At 63.2% G+C, this 16,318-nt stretch carries 15 protein-coding genes; 9 read left to right on the plus strand and 6 right to left on the minus strand.

Going from position 1 to position 16,318, the window contains the following annotated elements; translation table 11 throughout:
• Positions 1-8 precede the first annotated feature (8 nt).
• Both K320_RS0113610 and K320_RS0113620 read right to left on the minus strand, forming a co-directional pair.
• Positions 9-1,073: a mechanosensitive ion channel family protein gene (locus K320_RS0113610; protein ID WP_024539385.1), complete on the minus strand. Its 1,065-nt coding sequence runs from the start codon at positions 1,071-1,073 to the stop codon at positions 9-11.
• A 106-nt stretch (positions 1,074-1,179) separates the two neighbouring features.
• A complete protein-coding gene (locus K320_RS0113620) occupies positions 1,180-2,049 on the minus strand; it encodes a 2-keto-4-pentenoate hydratase (protein WP_024539386.1) in 870 nt (289 codons plus the stop codon).
• Positions 2,050-2,135: 86 nt separating this feature from the next.
• Between K320_RS0113620 and K320_RS0113625 the strand changes: the two genes are divergently transcribed.
• Positions 2,136-4,247: a TonB-dependent receptor family protein gene (locus K320_RS0113625; RefSeq protein ID WP_024539387.1), complete on the plus strand. Its 2,112-nt coding sequence runs from the start codon at positions 2,136-2,138 to the stop codon at positions 4,245-4,247.
• A 62-nt stretch (positions 4,248-4,309) separates the two neighbouring features.
• On the opposite strand, the gene K320_RS0113630 is transcribed toward K320_RS0113625, so the two are convergent.
• Both K320_RS0113630 and pedF read right to left on the minus strand, forming a co-directional pair.
• Positions 4,310-5,188, minus strand: a complete 879-nt coding sequence (locus tag K320_RS0113630; protein ID WP_169730052.1) for a substrate-binding periplasmic protein — start codon at positions 5,186-5,188, stop codon at positions 4,310-4,312.
• 5 nt (positions 5,189-5,193) lie between these two features.
• Positions 5,194-5,688: a cytochrome c-550 PedF gene (pedF, locus tag K320_RS0113635; protein ID WP_024539389.1), complete on the minus strand. Its 495-nt coding sequence runs from the start codon at positions 5,686-5,688 to the stop codon at positions 5,194-5,196.
• Positions 5,689-5,910: 222 nt separating this feature from the next.
• Here pedF and K320_RS0113640 point away from each other — a divergent pair, with 222 nt between their 5' ends.
• Positions 5,911-7,968 (plus strand): sigma-54-dependent Fis family transcriptional regulator, encoded by a 2,058-nt coding sequence (locus K320_RS0113640; protein ID WP_024539390.1) that lies wholly within the window; start codon positions 5,911-5,913, stop codon positions 7,966-7,968.
• On the opposite strand, the gene K320_RS0113645 is transcribed toward K320_RS0113640, so the two are convergent.
• Positions 7,958-8,950, minus strand: a complete 993-nt coding sequence (locus tag K320_RS0113645) for an alpha/beta fold hydrolase (RefSeq protein WP_024539391.1) — start codon at positions 8,948-8,950, stop codon at positions 7,958-7,960. The two genes, K320_RS0113640 and K320_RS0113645, sit on opposite strands and share 11 nt — an antisense overlap.
• 173 nt (positions 8,951-9,123) lie before the next feature.
• Between K320_RS0113645 and pqqA the strand changes: the two genes are divergently transcribed.
• The 7 genes from pqqA to K320_RS0113680 all read left to right on the plus strand — a co-directional run bounded on the left by pqqA (position 9,124) and on the right by K320_RS0113680 (position 13,918).
• Positions 9,124-9,198 carry a pyrroloquinoline quinone precursor peptide PqqA gene (pqqA, locus tag K320_RS0113650; RefSeq protein ID WP_084301274.1) on the plus strand — a complete coding sequence of 25 codons (75 nt, stop codon included), beginning with the start codon at positions 9,124-9,126 and terminating at the stop codon, positions 9,196-9,198.
• Between the two features lie 86 nt (positions 9,199-9,284).
• Positions 9,285-10,202 (plus strand): pyrroloquinoline quinone biosynthesis protein PqqB, encoded by a 918-nt coding sequence (pqqB, locus tag K320_RS0113655; protein WP_024539392.1) that lies wholly within the window; start codon positions 9,285-9,287, stop codon positions 10,200-10,202.
• Positions 10,203-10,216: 14 nt separating this feature from the next.
• Entirely contained in the window at positions 10,217-10,954 is a 738-nt protein-coding gene (pqqC, locus tag K320_RS0113660) for a pyrroloquinoline-quinone synthase PqqC (protein WP_024539393.1), read from the plus strand.
• Positions 10,944-11,222, plus strand: coding sequence for a pyrroloquinoline quinone biosynthesis peptide chaperone PqqD (gene pqqD / locus K320_RS0113665; RefSeq protein WP_024539394.1), 279 nt, complete (start codon positions 10,944-10,946; stop codon positions 11,220-11,222). The genes pqqC and pqqD overlap by 11 nt, the downstream gene beginning before the upstream one ends.
• On the plus strand, positions 11,206-12,315 hold the full coding sequence (pqqE, locus tag K320_RS0113670; RefSeq protein WP_024539395.1) for a pyrroloquinoline quinone biosynthesis protein PqqE: 1,110 nt from the start codon (positions 11,206-11,208) through the stop codon (positions 12,313-12,315). Before pqqD ends, pqqE begins: the two co-directional genes overlap by 17 nt.
• Positions 12,312-12,647: a c-type cytochrome gene (locus K320_RS0113675; RefSeq protein WP_024539396.1), complete on the plus strand. Its 336-nt coding sequence runs from the start codon at positions 12,312-12,314 to the stop codon at positions 12,645-12,647. The genes pqqE and K320_RS0113675 overlap by 4 nt, the downstream gene beginning before the upstream one ends.
• Entirely contained in the window at positions 12,644-13,918 is a 1,275-nt protein-coding gene (locus K320_RS0113680) for an NAD(P)/FAD-dependent oxidoreductase (protein WP_029696151.1), read from the plus strand. The genes K320_RS0113675 and K320_RS0113680 overlap by 4 nt, the downstream gene beginning before the upstream one ends.
• A gap of 39 nt (positions 13,919-13,957) precedes the next feature.
• Here the strand turns inward: K320_RS0113680 and K320_RS0113685 are convergent, their stop codons facing one another.
• Positions 13,958-16,246, minus strand: a complete 2,289-nt coding sequence (locus K320_RS0113685) for a TonB-dependent receptor (protein ID WP_024539398.1) — start codon at positions 16,244-16,246, stop codon at positions 13,958-13,960.
• Between the last annotated feature and the right edge of the window lie 72 nt (positions 16,247-16,318).

Below are 16,318 nucleotides of genomic sequence, written 5' to 3' on the forward strand. Positions count from 1 at the left end.
CGCGGGCCTCAAAGGGCGGTGCCATCATCGGAAGCGTGCAGCACGCGCGTCGGCGTGACGAGCCGCACTTGCAGCTGTTCGACCAAGGCAAGTATGGCGAGCGTGATGTGCTGCTGGGTATCGCGATGCTGAACAAATTGCGGAGTCAGCACATACCAGACGAATTCATAGTCCAGCGAGGCATCCCCAAAGCCAATCAGGTGGCCGCGGTCAAAACGCACCTTCGGTTCAGCCACGATGCGCTGGCGCACCTCCTCCACGATGCGCTCCGCCTTGCTGCGTGGCGTGTCGATCGCGATGCTCAGCCGGTAGGCCACGCGCCGCTCCTGCATGCGGGTGTAATTGCGCACCAGTTTGCCCAACAGCGCCGCATTGCCTATCGCGATTTCTTCGCCCGAAAGCGAACGCAGGCGCGTGCTTTTGATGCCCACGTGGCTCACGGTGCCTTCCACGGCATCGAAAGCGATGTATTCACCGACTTCAAATGGCTTGTCCAGCCCGATGCTGATGGACGCAAGCAGGTCTCCCAGCACGCTCTGCGCAGCCAGGGCCACGGCCACGCCGCCTATGCCCAGGCTGGCGATGAAGGCATTGACATTGATCCCCGCATTCGAAAGCACCGCCAGCAGCAGCACCACCCAGACCACAAGCTGCGTGCTCCATTTGACGATCCCCAGCATGACGGGATTGCGCTGTGCGCCCTCGCGCTCGGCCAGATGCTCCAGCGAGCGCACCAGCAGGCGCGCGATCCACAGCGCCAGTTGCACACCGACCAGCACGTAAATGAGGTGCCCCAGCGCAGCATGGGCATCGTCCGGCAGGTGCAGCACACGCAAGGCAATGGCCAGCGACAGCAGCAGCAGCACCCAGCCGCGCGTGGCCTTGACGACCGCTGCCGCAATATTCAGCAACGGGCCTTGGGGGTAGGCCCGTGCCAGCCGAGCCAGATGCCTGCCGAGCACTACCGCCAGACCGTACACCAACCCATACGCCAGCAGCGCCAGCGCCAGCGCCACTCCCCACGACAGCGCCGTATGTCCCAGCCAACTCGATTGCTCCAACCACTGCTGCACGCATCACTCCTTCATCGGCATCGCTGCGTTCTTCTGGAGCACGCGCCGCACCTCGAAAAGCCCCACCACCGGCTGCCGCCAGGCTGTCACCCCGCGCACCTTCGCCTTACTTGAAATGCACCGTCACCGGCTGTGCGCCCGCCAGGCCTTCATAGCTCACCGTGACCGACAACCCTGGCTTGGGTGGCATGAGCGCGGAAAACGAGCCCAGGCTGATCAGGTCGCCCGGCTTCATGCGCAGATGCTCCTTGTGCAACGCCTGCGTCAGCCACACCACGGCATTCAGCGGGTGCTCCAGAATGTCGCTGCCCTTGCCCGCGCCGATCTGCTTGCCCGTCTGGTCCGCCACCTTGATCTGCATGTTGGCCAGCTGCGCCAGCATCACGAAGCGATCCATGCGGTCGGCCGGCACCGGCATGGGCGTGCCGGCCACACCCAGGCGCGCGCCGACGTTGATGGCGTTGATCGCCGCGCCGTTGAGCTTGGGCGGCGCCTCCACGATCAGATCGGGCAGCTCGATGAAGGGAATCACCTGATCGATGTGCTGCATCACCTCCTCGGGCGTCCTGGCGTTGTTGATGCCTGCGTCCTTCACCCGCACCAGCATGTCCGCTTCGAACAGCGGCCTCGCGCCGAAATTGGGCACGGTGCTGAAGCCATTGGGCTGAATTATGCCGTCGTACAGCACTCCCCAGGTCGGCTGGCTGGTGTTGAATCGCTTTTGCGTGGCCGGGTTGGTCAGGCCCGCCTTGTAGCCCACCACCTTGCCGTAGTGCGCCGCCAGCAGCTTGTTGAATCGGGCCCGCGTGCAGGCCGCATCCTTGTCGCTTTGCGCAGCAAAGTTCGGCGTGGGCTTCTTGGCGAAATAGTCGTCCGCCATGGTCTGAACCTGGGCCTGGGTCAGGCACGCCGCCTGCGCACCGGCGATCAATCCCACACCCATCAAGAGGGCGAAAAAGGTCTTTTGCACAACAATCTCCTATGCTGGATCAAAACCAGCATGCTACGCGAGCGGGCATGCCTTTTGCTGAATTCACTGCCTCCCGACAAAATTTGCCCCTTATGCCCACCCATCGCCCATTTGCCTGTGCAGCGGTCCTTGCGCTGAGCACACTGCCCGCCGCGGCGCAGCCCGCGCCTCCCCCTGGATCGCTGCCGGAGCAAACCATACGCAGCACGCTGCTGGCCTCGCCGCTTGAACAGGTACCGGCCTCGGTCACCGTGGTGGACGGGGACGGCATCCGCGACCGGCAGTGGCAGGTCAATCTCTCGGAATCGCTTTCCTCCACCCCGGGCCTGCTGCTGCAAAACCGCCAGAACTATGCGCAGGATCTGCAGCTTTCCATCCGCGGGCATGGCGCCCGCTCCACCTTCGGCGTGCGCGGGATACAGATCTATGTGGACGATATCCCCGCCACCATGCCTGACGGCCAGGGGCAGAGCAACCACATCGATCTTTCCTCCGTCGAGCGCATCGAGGTGCTGCGCGGGCCCTACTCGGCGCTGTATGGCAACGCATCCGGCGGCGTGATCAACGCCTACACCGAACGCGGCCAGGGTGCGCCACGCCTGGAAAGCCGCCTTGCGATCGGCAGCAACGGACAAAAGCGCATCGGACTCAAGGCCACCGGTGAAGCCAACGGGGTCGGCTACGTGGTATCGGCAAGCCGATTCCTGACCGATGGCTACCGCGGGCAAAGCCGCGCCGACAAAAACCTGCTGAACGCACGCCTTGACACCCAGCCGTCCGATGACAGCCACCTCATGCTGGTCGTCAACCACATCAACGTCGATGCGCTCGATCCCGGCGGCGTCACGCCTGCGCAATGGCTGGCCAACCCGCGCGCCGTGGCGCAGGGGCCGCTGGATTTCAATGCCCGCAAGAGCCAGCGCCAGACGCAGCTGGGGCTGAAATACGAAAACCGCATCGATGCCCAGAACGCCCTGCAAGCGGTAGGCTACATCGGCACGCGCGCCATCGTGCAATTCCAGTCCACACCGGCGGCAGCGCAAAAGCCGCCCACCAGTGCCGGCGGGGTGATTGACCTGGGCCGCAACTACGGCGGGCTGGACATGCGCTGGTCGCACGAGCGCAGCATCGGCACCAATACCCTGCATGTGGTCGCCGGGCTCACCGCCAATGCCGTGCGGGAAGACCGCAAGGGCTACAACAATTTCATCGGATCGACACTGGGCGTGCGCGGCGACCTGCGCCGCAGCGAAAGCAACACGCTGAGCAACATTGACCCCTACGCCCAGGCCTCCTGGGCCTTCGCGCCACAGTGGGCACTGGACGCCGGTCTGCGCTGGAGCAACGTGCGCTTTGACTCACGCGACGAGTACATCGCCCCGGGCAATGGCGACGACAGCGGCAGCGCCCGGTACCGGCGCGCGCTTCCCGTGGTTTCGCTGCAGCATGCATTCAACGCCCATACCCTCGTCTATGCCGCGCTGGGCAGCGGTTTCGAAACACCTACCTTCAACGAAATCTCCTACCGCTCTGGCGGACTTGGCGGCTTGAACTTCGGCCTGCAGCCGGCCAAATCACGCAGCGTCGAGATCGGCGTGCGCCAGCATTACGCCACGCAGACCATCCGCGGCGACTGGAGCGCGGCGCTGTTTCACACCCGCACCAAGGACGAAATCGTCGCCGCCGAAAATTCCGGCGGGCGCACCGTGTTCCAGAATGCCGGAAACACCCGCCGCCAGGGGTTTGAGCTGGCCAGCACCACCTGGCTGGACCAGCAGTGGGAATTCAACCTCGCGCTCACCCTGCTGGACGCCCGTGTCACCCAAGGGTATTGCGACACCAAGGGCGATTGCGTCGCCGCCGGCAACCGCCTGGCGGGCACGGTGCGCGGCCAGGCCTACCTTGCGGCCAACTGGCATCCGCTGCCGGGCGCACGCATAGGCATTGACTGGCGCCATGTGGGCAAGGTCGCCGCCAACGACAGCAACAGCGTTTATGCGCCGGCCTACAGCGTGGCGGCGCTCAGTGCGGGCTACGCCAGGGATTGGGGGCGCTGGACACTGGACGTGTTCGCCCGCATCGACAACCTCACCAACAGGCGCTACGTCGGCTCGGTCATCGTCAATGAATCCAACGGCCGCTACTATGAGGCGGCACCGGGGCGCCAGTGGATGGCGGGCGCCAGTCTGGCCTACAGGTTCTGAAAACGAAAAAACCCGGGGCCGTGCAGCACCCGGGTCCGCTTGGCGCCTGCGGCGCGGTTGCCTCAGGGTGTCACCAGCGTCAAGCCATGCTGCTTGAACAGCGCCAGCAACTGGCCATTGCTGCGCAAGGCCGCCAATGCCTGCACCAGTTCCTTGCCCAGTTCGTCGTTGCCTGACTTGATGGCCATGCCTACCGGCCAGCCATCCTTGGGAACTCCCTGCAACGGCAAATCGCTGATCTCTATATGGTCCGGCCTGGGGTTGGCCTGGAAAATGACCGTTTCCGCCTGAGCGCGGGTGACATAGGCCGCAGCCGCCTTGCCGTCAAGCACGGCCTGCATCGCCTTGATGCCATCGTCGTAGATCTGCACCTGACTGCTGAGCATGTGGTTTTCATGCCCGATCAGCGCGCTGGCAGCGCCCGTTCCGCGCTCGGCCGCCAAAGGAACACCCTTGAGATCTTCCGCCTTGCCAACCTTTGGCAATTGGCGCGTGTCCCGCGCCAGCACCACCTGCTCGCGCAGGTACGGCGCAAAAATCACCGCCTGCTTGTTGTTCTGCTGAAAATACTTGTCCACCGGCACATGCAGCATCACGTCCGCCGGCCCGTAGCCCAGGTAATGCCCTTTCCAGACCATGTTGCGCAGGTCGTCGCCCATGTTTTCGTCGGCGTCAAAGGGCAGCAGCGTCATCTGCAGCCCCATCTGCTGCGCCAGCGCCCTGCCCAGCTCAACGTCCAAGCCTTGCATCCCTTTGCCGGCACGGTAAGAAAACGGTGCGAAGGCGTTATAGACCGCCACCTTCAACGCGCCACTGGCGCGGATGCGCGCCATGCCCGTCAGTTCTTCCTGCGCCTGCGCGCCCTGCGCACCCAATACCAGCGCCGGCAAGGCGCCCAGCAGCCATTGCCGACGACCCAGGCCGATGGTCTTTTCAAGCATTTTTGTCATTCCGCACCACGCCGCGATTCGAGATAGGTCTTGATGGACCAAAGGGCTTCCTGCGACAGCATACCTTCAAACGGCGGCATGTACACGCGGCCATCGCGCGTACGGCCATGGCGCACAGTGCTGATGAAGTAATCGTTCATTTCCTTGAAGCAGGCCTTTTTCTTGGCGTCGTCGGCGTAGCCGACACACTCGTCGTCCAGCTTGCGCAGATCGGGCGCTATCCCGCCAGAAATCGCTTCCAGCCCATGACAACGGGCGCAATTCTGGTTGTAGCCCGAAGCGCCGATGCGCAGCGCCTCATCATGCTGGGGTCCGGAACTGTAAGGGTTGTCCTCCAGCCATTTATCGCCGAGTTTTGGCAAGGTATGGGTGTCTACCGGCTGAGGGGTCACGTCCCCATGCGCCAGCGCCACCGACGCGCCGCAGACCAGCGCCAGCGCCAGCAGCCCGCGGACGCCCATTTTGGGCAGAAACGAAGAAACAAAAACCATGGTGGAGTCTCCAGATGAAAAAACGTGCGTGTCAGCAGGCAGGCAAATTGCGTGCCAATTTGGGGAAATAGTGACCCGAGTCCATTGATGTGTTCCAAAACAGCTCACTTTCTCAGAGAAACAGGGGCTAGGGAAAACCATAGGTCGCCAAAAATCGGCCTTTTGTCACACTATGAATCACCATCAGGACACATTTTGTTTGATGCTGCCTTCCGGAGCACCATGCAGACCAAGCAGGAATCAGCCATGCAAATTTCATCTGCGGCAAACACCGGAGCAATCCCGCCCCCAGGCGAGGACTCTCTCCTCAAGGCCCACGAGCGATCGCAGGCCTTTGGCGTTGCCGCCACCGACGACCCGGACTTTTCCAGCCTGACACACACCCAGCTAAGACACGCCCTGGACGAAAACCGGCTGCTGCTCGACCACGCCCTTCCGGCGATGCAAACGCTGTATGGCCAGATCGCCAATACCGGCAACGTCGTGGTACTCAGCTCCGCCCGGGGCGTGCTTCTGCGCACGCTGGGAGATGCGGACTTCGAAGAAAAAGCATCCAAAGTGGCACTGCTGCCAGGGGTCGACTGGTCGGAGCGGACCAAGGGCACCAACGCCGTTGGCACGGCCTTGAGTGAGCAGCAACCCGTGACTGTCCACGGCAAACAGCACTATTTGACTGCCAACAAGATATTGGCGTGCTCCTGCGCTCCCATTTTTGATCCAGAAGGAGGGCTGCTCGGCGCATTGGACGTCACCGGGGACTACCGCAGTCACCACCCGCACACGCTGGCGCTGGTACGCATGTCGGTCCAGATGATGGAAAACCGCATGCTGAAAAACAACTTCCCCAAAGCCATTCAGCTTCGTTTCCATGCAGGCGCCGAATTTCTGGGCACTCTCGCCGAAGGACTCGTGGCATTTACCCGGGACGGGCGTTTTCTCTCGGCCAATCGCTGCGCGCAATTTCAGCTGGGCATGTCGCTCAACGCCCTCAAGGCCCACACCTTCTCATCGCTTTTTGATCTTCCCATATCGGCACTCGTCGAACTGTTCGGCAACGCGCCGGCGGCTCCCAAGCAGTTGTGCATGCACAACGGCGTCAACGTATGGTGCCAGGCGGACATCAGACCCACGGGTCCCTGGATCGCCCCATTGTTTTCCGCCACACAGGAAAGCAGTACGACAGGAGCACCCTCGCAGCCATTGACGGCGCCAGCGCCAGAAGAGCCGGCGATGACACGTTCGCGCAACGGCGCCCGGCGCAGCACGAGCGCGCTTGACGGGCTGGACACAGGGGACAAGCAGATCCATGCGGTGATTCAAAAGTTGCGCAAGGTGGCCAACCACGATATCCCCGTGCTGATTCTTGGCGAGACCGGTACCGGCAAGGACCTTATGGCCCGCGCCATCCATGACGATTCCCAGCGCGCGAACAAGCCTTTCGTCCCCGTGAACTGCGCCTCCATCCCCGACACGCTGATTGAAGCCGAGCTGTTCGGCTATGAGGAGGGCGCATTCACGGGGGCCCGCAAAAAGGGATCGCCCGGCAAGATTTTGCAGGCACATGGCGGCACGCTTTTCCTAGATGAAATCGGGGATATGCCGCCGCACCTTCAGGCCCGATTGCTACGGGTTTTGCAAGAGCGCAGAGTCAGCCCCCTGGGCTCTGCGAGCGAGTTGAACGTGGATATCTACGTGGTCAGCGCAACCCACAAGAATCTCAAGGAAATGATTGCCCGCGGCCAATTCCGGGAAGACCTGTACTACCGCCTCAATGGCATGGTCGTCCAGTTGCCGGCGCTGCGCGACCGATCGGACTTTGAGTCACTGGTACAAAAAATCCTGCAATCGCTGTCCAAAACCGGCCCCGCAGTCGCCGTATCCCGCAACGTCATGGCCCTGCTGCGCTGCCACCATTGGCCGGGCAATCTGAGGCAACTGCACAATCTGCTGCGCACGGCGGTGGTCATGGCCAGCGACGAGGGCTGCATTGAGCGCGAACACCTGCCTGACGACTTTTTGATGGAAGTTTCTGGCGCGGTCACGCCCGCTGCCGCCGCTGACGTCGATACTCCCGACCCCCATCCTGCCGCAGCGCCATCCGCGCTGCCGCCTCCGCCAGACACGGAAAACCAGCGCCTGCAGGATGTGACCCTGCAAACCATGGTGCAGATACTGCGCCAGCACAAGGGCAACATCTCGGCCGCCGCGAAAGCGCTGGGCGTCTCACGCAACACGATCTACCGCAAGAAGCACATCTTGCCGCAGGGACTCATCGACTGATGCTCCTGTCCTGCGCCACGCATTCGCGCAGGCACACCTGCATCGCCCGCTCACCGGACAGATGCCCGGCCACGGGCTGGTGCAGCCGCACCCACGGCGCGCCGTGCGCCGCAGCCATCCAGCGACGGCTGTTCGCGGGGGGGCAGATGGCATCCAGCCGGCCATGCACCCAATCGATCGGAATGCGGTGCGTCAACACCGCCCGAACGGCGGCATCCAGACCCTGCGGGCCGATGAAGCCGCGGTGCACCAGGTAATGCGCCTGAATACGGTAGCGCGACCAGCGTTGTTCGTCCTGCGGACTCCAGCACGGCTGGGGCAGGTTCGCCTCCAGATGGCGCATCTGACGGCGCAATGCCCTCCAGTCACGCCGCTGCTGCGCCGCCAGCACGGCGGGCTGCCGCCCCAGGCTGCGGCGCACGCCGGTGGCCGCATCGCGCAATTCGCGCAATTGCCATCCGCGCATGAGTGCCAAGGCTGTTGCACCGCTTGCTCTCTTTTGGAGCAATCGGGCTGCCCGGCCCAATGCCACTGGCAATGGCAGAGAGCGCCCAAGCGGCCATCCAGCGTCCGCCCCGCCCAGACGCTTGCCTTTTTGCGTGGAAGGCTGCAGCAAGCCTGCGATTTCGCGACGCGTCAGGCGAAACGATCCGCGCAGCACCAGACGCTGCACGCGGTGGGGATGGCGTGCGGCATAGGCCAAAGCAACCACGGATCCCCACGAACCCGCAAGAATCGACCATCGCTCTATGCCCAGGTGCGCCCGCAAGGCCTCCAGGTCCGCCACCAAGGCGGCTGTATCGTTGCGCGCGAGCACCCCCCTGGGGCGCGAGCTCCCGGCACCACGCTGATCCGGCGCAATCACCCGATCACGCTGCAGATCAAACGGCGCCAGCATGCCCGGCTGGCAAGCGCCGCCGGGCCCGCCGTGTACCACCAGCCACGCTGGCGCATGCGGCGGACCGAAATCGCGCCAGGCCATGCGGTGCAGGCCAGGGCGCGGCAGACTAAAGGGCTTGCTCCATGAATGGTTAATTCTCATGGCATTGATTTTGCATAACATGTACCAGCCATTGGTGCGTTGGAGCAATCGCGCGATGATGCTCTTGTGGCCTGTGCACATTGTTTCTTTTATTTTTACCCAAGGAGATCTCCATGCAATGGACCGCCCCCGCTTTCACCGACCTGCGCTTCGGCTTTGAAATCACGATGTACATCGCCAACCGTTGAGGTCTGGCGGTTGACCCAGTTGTCAACCCCGAGGCGCATCCAGGCATCTTGGATGCGCCTTTTTGCTTTATGGAACTGCTCCCACCATGCTTCTGCGTGTTCTCGGCTCTTCGGCCGGCGGTGGTTTTCCGCAATGGAATTGCAACTGCCCCAACTGCACCGGCGTGCGCTCGGGCAGCCTCAAGGCGCTTGCGCGCACCCAGTCTTCGATCGCTGTCAGTGCCGACGCCCAGAACTGGCTGCTGGTCAATGCCTCGCCCGACATCCTCACGCAGATCCGCCAGACACCGCAGCTGCAGCCAGCGCGCGCCCGGCGGGACACCGGCATCGCCGCCGTCCTGCTGATGGATGCGCAGATCGATCATGTCACGGGCCTCCTGATGCTGCGCGAGCATGCGGGGCCGCTGCCGCTGCTGGCCACCAAGGAAGTGCTGTCGGACATCGAGGATGGCTTCCCGCTGACGCGCATCCTCTCGCACTACTGCGGCCTGGCTGCACAGACCATTCCCTCGGATGGCAGCCGCTTCACCGTGGAGCAGTTACCCGGGCTGCATCTTGAAGCCATAGCACTGTCTTCCAAGCCACCGCCCTACTCGCCCTGGCGCAATGCACCACGACCAGGCGACAACATTGGCTTGCTGATGCAAAACCCCACCAGTGGCGCCCGCGTGTTCTATGCGCCTGGCCTCGGGGAGATCACCGAGGGCCTGCTGGCGCGCATGGCCCAGTGCGACGTGGTACTGATCGATGGCACCTTCTGGACAGACGATGAAATGCAGCGCCTGGGCCTTTCCGCCAAACGGGCGGCAGACATGGGGCATCTGGCACAAAGCGGCGCAGGCGGCATGATCGAACAACTGGACAGGCTGCCCACCAGCACGCGCAAAATCCTGATTCACATCAACAACACCAATCCCATTCTGGTGGAAGACTCGCCGCAGCGGATGGAATTGGCGCGGCACGGCATTGAAGTTGCATACGATGGCCTGGAGATCAGCTTTTAAACACCGCCACCATGATGGATATTGCCACCAGTCCCCTGCCGGACCCGTCTCTGCCGGCCTGGACCCGCGAAGAATTCGAAGCGCGATTGCGCGACAAGGGCCAGTCCTACCACATCCACCACCCGTTCAACGTACGGATGAATGCGGGCGGCTGCAGCCCGGATGAGTTGCGCTGCTGGGTCGCCAACCGCTTTTATTACCAAATCTGCATTCCGCGCAAGGACGCGGCCATCATCGCCAACATGCCCGACCGCGCACAGCGGCGCCAGTGGGTGGAGCGCATCCTGGACCACGATGGCTATGGCGACCACGAAGGCGACCGAGCCGGCGGCATCGAAGCCTGGACGCACCTGGGCGAGGCGGTAGGCATACCGCGCGCAGAACTGTGGTCGTTGCAGCGCGTGGTCCCGGGCGTGCGTTTTGCCTGCGACGCCTACGTGAATTTCGCCTCCCGCGCCCCTTGGCAGGAAGCTGTTTGCTCGTCCTTGACGGAGATGTTCGCGCCACAGATCCACAAGGATCGCCTGGCTACCTGGCCGACGCACTATCCGTGGATCGACGCCGAGGGCCTGAGCTATTTCCGCACCCGCATTCCGCTGGCCACGCGAGATGTGGACCACGGCTTGCGTGTCACCCTGCAACATTTCACCACCCGCGCAGCACAACAGCGCGCACTGGACATTCTGCAATTCAAGCTGAGCGTGCTCTGGAGCATGCTGGACGCCGTGGAAAAGGCCTGCCATGAACACTGAAGATTCCGCACAGGCCGCAGAGTCTCCGCGCCTGTCCCGCCGCATGCGGCTGCAATACGAGCCGGCGCAGACCCGCTGGGTGCTGCTCTATCCGGAGGGCATGGTGCAGCTCAACGACAGCGCCGCCGAAATTCTGCGGCGTTGCGACGGTTCAAAACCTGTCTCCACCATCATCGATGAGCTGGAAACCCTGTTCAGCGTCCAGGGGATTGCCCCGCAGGTACGTTCCCTGATCGAGGAAGGCACGAAGCGTGGCTGGCTCGACTGACATTGCTCCCCCACTGTGGCTGCTGCTGGAGCTGACGTACAGCTGCCCACTGCACTGCGTGTTCTGCTTCAATCCCACCAACTACACCGGCGTGGGCAAGGAGCTGACGACCGCGCAGTGGGTGGACGTGATGCGCCAGGCGCGCGCCCTGGGCGCAGCGCAGATCGGGTTCTCTGGCGGCGAGCCGATGAACCGCGACGATCTGGAAGAGCTGGTGCGAGAAGCGCATGCCTTGGGCTTCTACACCAACCTGCTGACTTCCGGCGTCGGGATGACGGCCGAGCGCGCCGGCCGGCTCAAGGCCGCAGGGCTAGACCACGTGCAGCTCTCATTTCAGGACAGCACGCGCCAACTCAATGACTTCCTGAGCCACACCAAGACTTTCGAGCTCAAGAGAAAAGTGGCGCGCATCATCAAGGACCACGACTGGCCCATGGTGATGAACTGCGTGCTGCACCGCCACAACCTGCCGCATGTCGACAAGATCATCGACATGGCGCTGGAGATGGGGGCCGAATACCTCGAGCTGGCCAACACCCAGTACTACGGCTGGGCCTGGGTCAACCGCGACCAGCTCATGCCCACCCGCGAGCAATTGCAGGAAGCCGAAACCGTCGTGCAGCGCTACCGCGAAAAAATCGGCAACCGCTGCCGTATCCTGTTCGTCGTGCCTGATTACTTCGAAAACCGCCCCAAGCCCTGCATGAATGGCTGGGGTTCGGTGTTTCTGAGCGTTGCGCCTGACGGCGTGGCCATGCCCTGCCACAACGCACGCGAGCTGCCCGGCCTGAACCTTCCCAGGGTCACGGAGCAATCCATTTCCGACATTTGGTACCAAAGCTCTGCCTTCAACGCCTTCCGTGGTGAATCCTGGATGCAGGAGCCCTGCCGCAGCTGCGACGAGCGGCACAAGGATTTTGGCGGCTGCCGCTGCCAGGCCTGGCTGCTGACGGGCGATGCCGCGGCAACCGACCCGGTCTGCGACAAATCGCCGCACCATGGCAAGGTCCTGGACATCGTCGAGAAGGCACGCCATCGCAAGGATGCGCACATCGTCTTTCGTACCGACGCAGAGTCGCGCGCCCGGTCATGACGCACGCACGGCTGGCATTCCTGGCGCCGCTGGCACTCGCCGCCTGCTCCAACACACCGCCGGGGTCAGGGGTCGCGGCCCTTACCCCATTGAACGACACCGCCGTGCTCGCAGCCAACTGCACCACCTGCCACGGGGTGGAAGGGCGCGGCAGTGGAGATATTCCCGCCCTGCGCGGTCGCCCGGCCACGCAGCTTGCCGAGCGCATGCTGGCCTTCAAGGACCACCGGGTCACCGGCGCCAGCGCCACCGTGATGCCCCTGATGATGCAGGGCTACAGCGCCACGCAGATCGAGGCGCTGGCGCAATGGTTTGCAAAGGAAACGCCATGATGCAGCGCCGCACCTGGCTGGCTGGCTCCCTGTGCGCCGCGGCAACCGTCGGTGCGCCCACACTGGCGCGGGCACAGGCGGGCGCGGCACGCGTGGTGGTGGTGGGCGGAGGCTTCGGTGGCGCCACCGTCGCACGCTACCTGCGCCAGTACGCACCGAGCATCCACGTCACTCTGGTCGAACCCGCCACGCGCTTCTATACCTGCCCCTATTCCAATCTGTTCCTCGGCGGCTTGCGCACCTGGGAGAGCCTTGGGCACGGCTACGACGGACTGCATGCCGCGGGGGTGCAAATAGTGCATGCCACGGCACAAGACGTGGATGCCCATGCGCATACGCTCAAGTTGTCGGATGGAAGCACCCTGGCATGGGACAAGCTCGTCCTCTCGCCCGGCGTAGATATGCGCTGGAACGCGATTCAGGGCTACGACGCGGCTGCCGCCGAAAAAGCGCCCCACGCCTGGAAAGCCGGCCCGCAAACGCTGCTGCTGCGCCGGCAGATGGAGGCCATGCCGGATGGCGGCACCTTCATCATGGCGATCCCCGACACGCCCTACCGCTGCCCGCCCGGGCCGTATGAGCGCGCAGCCATGGTGGCGCACTACTTCAAACAACACAAGCCGCGCAGCAAGATTCTGCTGCTGGACGCCAAGAACAATTTTTCCAAGAAGGCTCTTTTCCTGCAGGGCTGGAAAGCACTCTACGGCGACATGATCGAATGGGTGAGCCTGGCGGAAGACGGTCAGGTCGTGCGCGTTGATCCCGCCACGCTGGAGGTGGAAACCTTCTTCGGCGGGCGCCACAAGGCTGACGTGCTCAACGTCATTCCGCCGCAGAAGGCAGGTTTCATCGCCGGCCGCGCCGGTGTCACGGACCGCAGCGGCTGGGTACCTGTCAAGGGCGAGACCTTTGAATCCGTGCAGGTGCCCGGCGTCCACGTCGTCGGTGATGCAAGCCTTGCGGGGCCCATGCCCAAATCCGGGTTCTCAGCCAACAACCAGGGCAAGCTGGTAGCAGCCGTCGTTGCCGCAGAGCTGCTGGGCAAGCCGGTGCCCACGGCGTGGTACGCCAACACCTGCTACAGCCTGATCGGCCCAGGCTACGGAATAGCAGTATCGGGCGTTTACGAGGCCAGGGAGGGGCGGGTGGTGGACATCCACGGCTCGAACGCCACCAGCCCGCTGGATGCGGACTTGGCATTCAGGGCGGCCGAGGCGCGCTATGGAGCCTCCTGGTACGCAGCCATCAGCAAGGACATCTGGGATCGCTGAGCCCATTGCTCAGCGCCCGGAGCCTCGCCCCATCCTGCCTTACTTCCACTCGTAACGCAGCCCCACCACAATGCTGCGGCCCGCTCCAGGTGCGAGGAAGCGTGCAGAAGACATGTCATCTCCCGGACTCACGATGACTCCGCCCGGAAAGGCATCCTCGCTCCCCACCACGTAGGTGGCATAGCGCTTGTCGAGCAGATTGTTCACCCGTACATAGGCTTTCCAGCGCTCGTTGAACTGCCAGCTGGCACGGGCGTTGAATAGACTGAAACCTGCCACATTGCCAAGCTTGGGGCGCGTACCGCTCTCGTTTCCTGCAGCCACCGACGAGCCCACCATGAGCCAATCACCGCCAATGACGACACGCGGGGCGGCACGCCAATCTGCGGAGAGCTTGAACACATGGCGCGGCAGCGCAGCCATGCGCGTGCCCGGATGGAAGGCGTTTGGATTCTTGGCCGTACTCAGTGGCCCGAACAACACACCGCTGCTTTGGTAGGTGGCATCAAGATAGCCATAGCTTGCGCGCCAATCCCAGTCGCCACGGCGCACGCGGGCGCTCAGTTCAAAACCCTGGCGCCGTGTCTTGCCGATGTTGTCGAAGAAGCCTGCTTGCGAAATCCCTGCACGCATGAAGGCGATATCGTCGTTGTTGACCGAGCGGAAGAAGGCCCCCGAGATCTCCACACCCTCCATCGGGCGAGCACGGGCGCCAATCTCCAGGGTGCGGGTCACCACCTGCTTGAGGTAGGGATCGGCCTGCAGGCCCACCGGCAAGGTACAGGGATTGGCCGGGTCAGCGCAGCCCAGCTCAAGCGCTGACGGCATGCGCGTACCTTGCGACCAGTTGGCAAAGCCAATCAAGGACTTGCCGAAGGCATGCGTGATGCCGATCGCGGGGTTCAATTTGCTGTAGCTGAAGCTCTCGCGCTCATAATCGTCGGGATGGCCGAGGTCATTGCGCACGCGGCTGCGGTTCCAGCGCGCCGAAATATCAAGACGGGTCTGGTCCGACAGCTTGATGGTGTCCGCGGCAAACAGGCTGAACCGGTTGCTGCTTCCGCGCAAGGACACTTCGTGCTCCAGTGCTTCGCCGGCCAGTGGCCGGGTGATGCGATTGGCATCAAAAACCGCCTCCTGGTCAAACTGGTCATAACGCGACGTGCTGCGCGCCACCTCGGCACCCAAGGCAAACTTGTGCGCGCCCGCCTCGTGCGTCCATTGCACGGTTGCACCGACCTCTGAATATTTCGCCCTGCTGTCATTGAACACAGCGTTGTTGTGGATGTAACCGGGATCGCTCGGATTCACGCATTGCGGCGCGCCGGAATCCTCGCAGTCCTCCACCCACTCTTCCCAATCTTCGTTCACATCGCCATTGCTTCCGTGCCGCCTGGATGAACGGTACCAGGCCACCGCGGCGATCTGGTCACGCGGGGAAAGCGCATGGCTCAGCTGGAAATTGAGCAGATCGCCACGATTCCACGTCTGATCGTAGAAGGTATATCCGGCACGCGGATTGATGTCGTAGAGGCTCTGGTTCAGCAGGCCATTGCCGATCAGATTGCTGCGTCCATAGGTGTAGCTCAGCGACCAGGCGGTATCACCCATGTCGCGGCCCAGCTTGAGAAACAGGTTGCCCAAATTGCCGGGCGAGCGCTCGCGCCAGCCTTTTTCGTCAAACCAGGTGCCTGCGACGTAACCGTGCCAGCCCTCGCTCCAACGCGCGCCATGTCCGAACTCGACGCGTTTGCGGCCAAAACTGCCGATGGAGGCATCGATTTCGGTGCCTGGGTGCGTGAGACCGGATTTGGTGCCCAATACCAGGGCCCCGCCCAGCGTGTTCAGGCCGTAAAGGGGGTTCGATCCCGGGATCAGGGCCATGTCGGAGATCGCCATTTCGGGCACCAGATCCCAGTCCATCACATCGCCCAGCGGCTGGTTCACGCGCACGCCGTCGATGTAGACCGAGAGGCCCTGGGGAGAACCCAGCAGCGGCGACAGGCGGTGGCCACGGTAGCTCAGGTCAATCTGGTAAGGGCTGCCCTGCACATCGGCCGTCGATACGCCGGGAATGCTGCGGTTGAGGAAATCTCCCAGATTGACAGCGCCGGAACGCTCGATGTCCGCATCGGTCGCCGTCTGAACGTTGCCAGGGTATTCATCCTTGGGCACATCCAGACCGGGCAGCGGCGTCTGCTGAATCACATTCACCTGCGGCAGCGCCCGCACCTTGTCCATGTCCACCTGCTGCGCCAGCGCCAGCATCGGACATGCCGACGCCAGCACCAGCCAGCTCTTCGTCGGCTTCAAACGGTATTTCGCCATGCTTCGCTCCTTCACACAATGGCGTTGATAAAGATAACGAAATACCGCTTGCCCACGACCGATTCCGGCTGC

This window comes from Comamonas badia DSM 17552 (genome assembly GCF_000484635.1).
In the GTDB taxonomy this organism is placed as follows: Bacteria; Pseudomonadota; Gammaproteobacteria; order Burkholderiales; family Burkholderiaceae_C; genus Comamonas_C; species Comamonas_C badia.

Excerpts from the sequence above, each read along its gene's own strand:
- K320_RS0113680 (WP_029696151.1), top strand. The coding sequence starts at position 12,644 with ATGATGCAGCGCCGCACCTGGCTGGCTGGCTCCCTGTGCGCCGCGGCA.
- pedF (WP_024539389.1), bottom strand. The coding sequence starts at position 5,688 with ATGGTTTTTGTTTCTTCGTTTCTGCCCAAAATGGGCGTCCGCGGGCTG.
- K320_RS0113630 (WP_169730052.1), bottom strand. The coding sequence starts at position 5,188 with ATGCTTGAAAAGACCATCGGCCTGGGTCGTCGGCAATGGCTGCTGGGC.
- K320_RS0113685 (WP_024539398.1), bottom strand. The coding sequence starts at position 16,246 with ATGGCGAAATACCGTTTGAAGCCGACGAAGAGCTGGCTGGTGCTGGCG.
- pqqC (WP_024539393.1), top strand. The coding sequence starts at position 10,217 with ATGGATATTGCCACCAGTCCCCTGCCGGACCCGTCTCTGCCGGCCTGG.
- K320_RS0113640 (WP_024539390.1), top strand. The coding sequence starts at position 5,911 with ATGCAGACCAAGCAGGAATCAGCCATGCAAATTTCATCTGCGGCAAAC.
- pqqD (WP_024539394.1), top strand. The coding sequence starts at position 10,944 with ATGAACACTGAAGATTCCGCACAGGCCGCAGAGTCTCCGCGCCTGTCC.
- K320_RS0113645 (WP_024539391.1), bottom strand. The coding sequence starts at position 8,950 with ATGGCCTGGCGCGATTTCGGTCCGCCGCATGCGCCAGCGTGGCTGGTG.
- K320_RS0113675 (WP_024539396.1), top strand. The coding sequence starts at position 12,312 with ATGACGCACGCACGGCTGGCATTCCTGGCGCCGCTGGCACTCGCCGCC.
- pqqB (WP_024539392.1), top strand. The coding sequence starts at position 9,285 with ATGCTTCTGCGTGTTCTCGGCTCTTCGGCCGGCGGTGGTTTTCCGCAA.
- K320_RS0113625 (WP_024539387.1), top strand. The coding sequence starts at position 2,136 with ATGCCCACCCATCGCCCATTTGCCTGTGCAGCGGTCCTTGCGCTGAGC.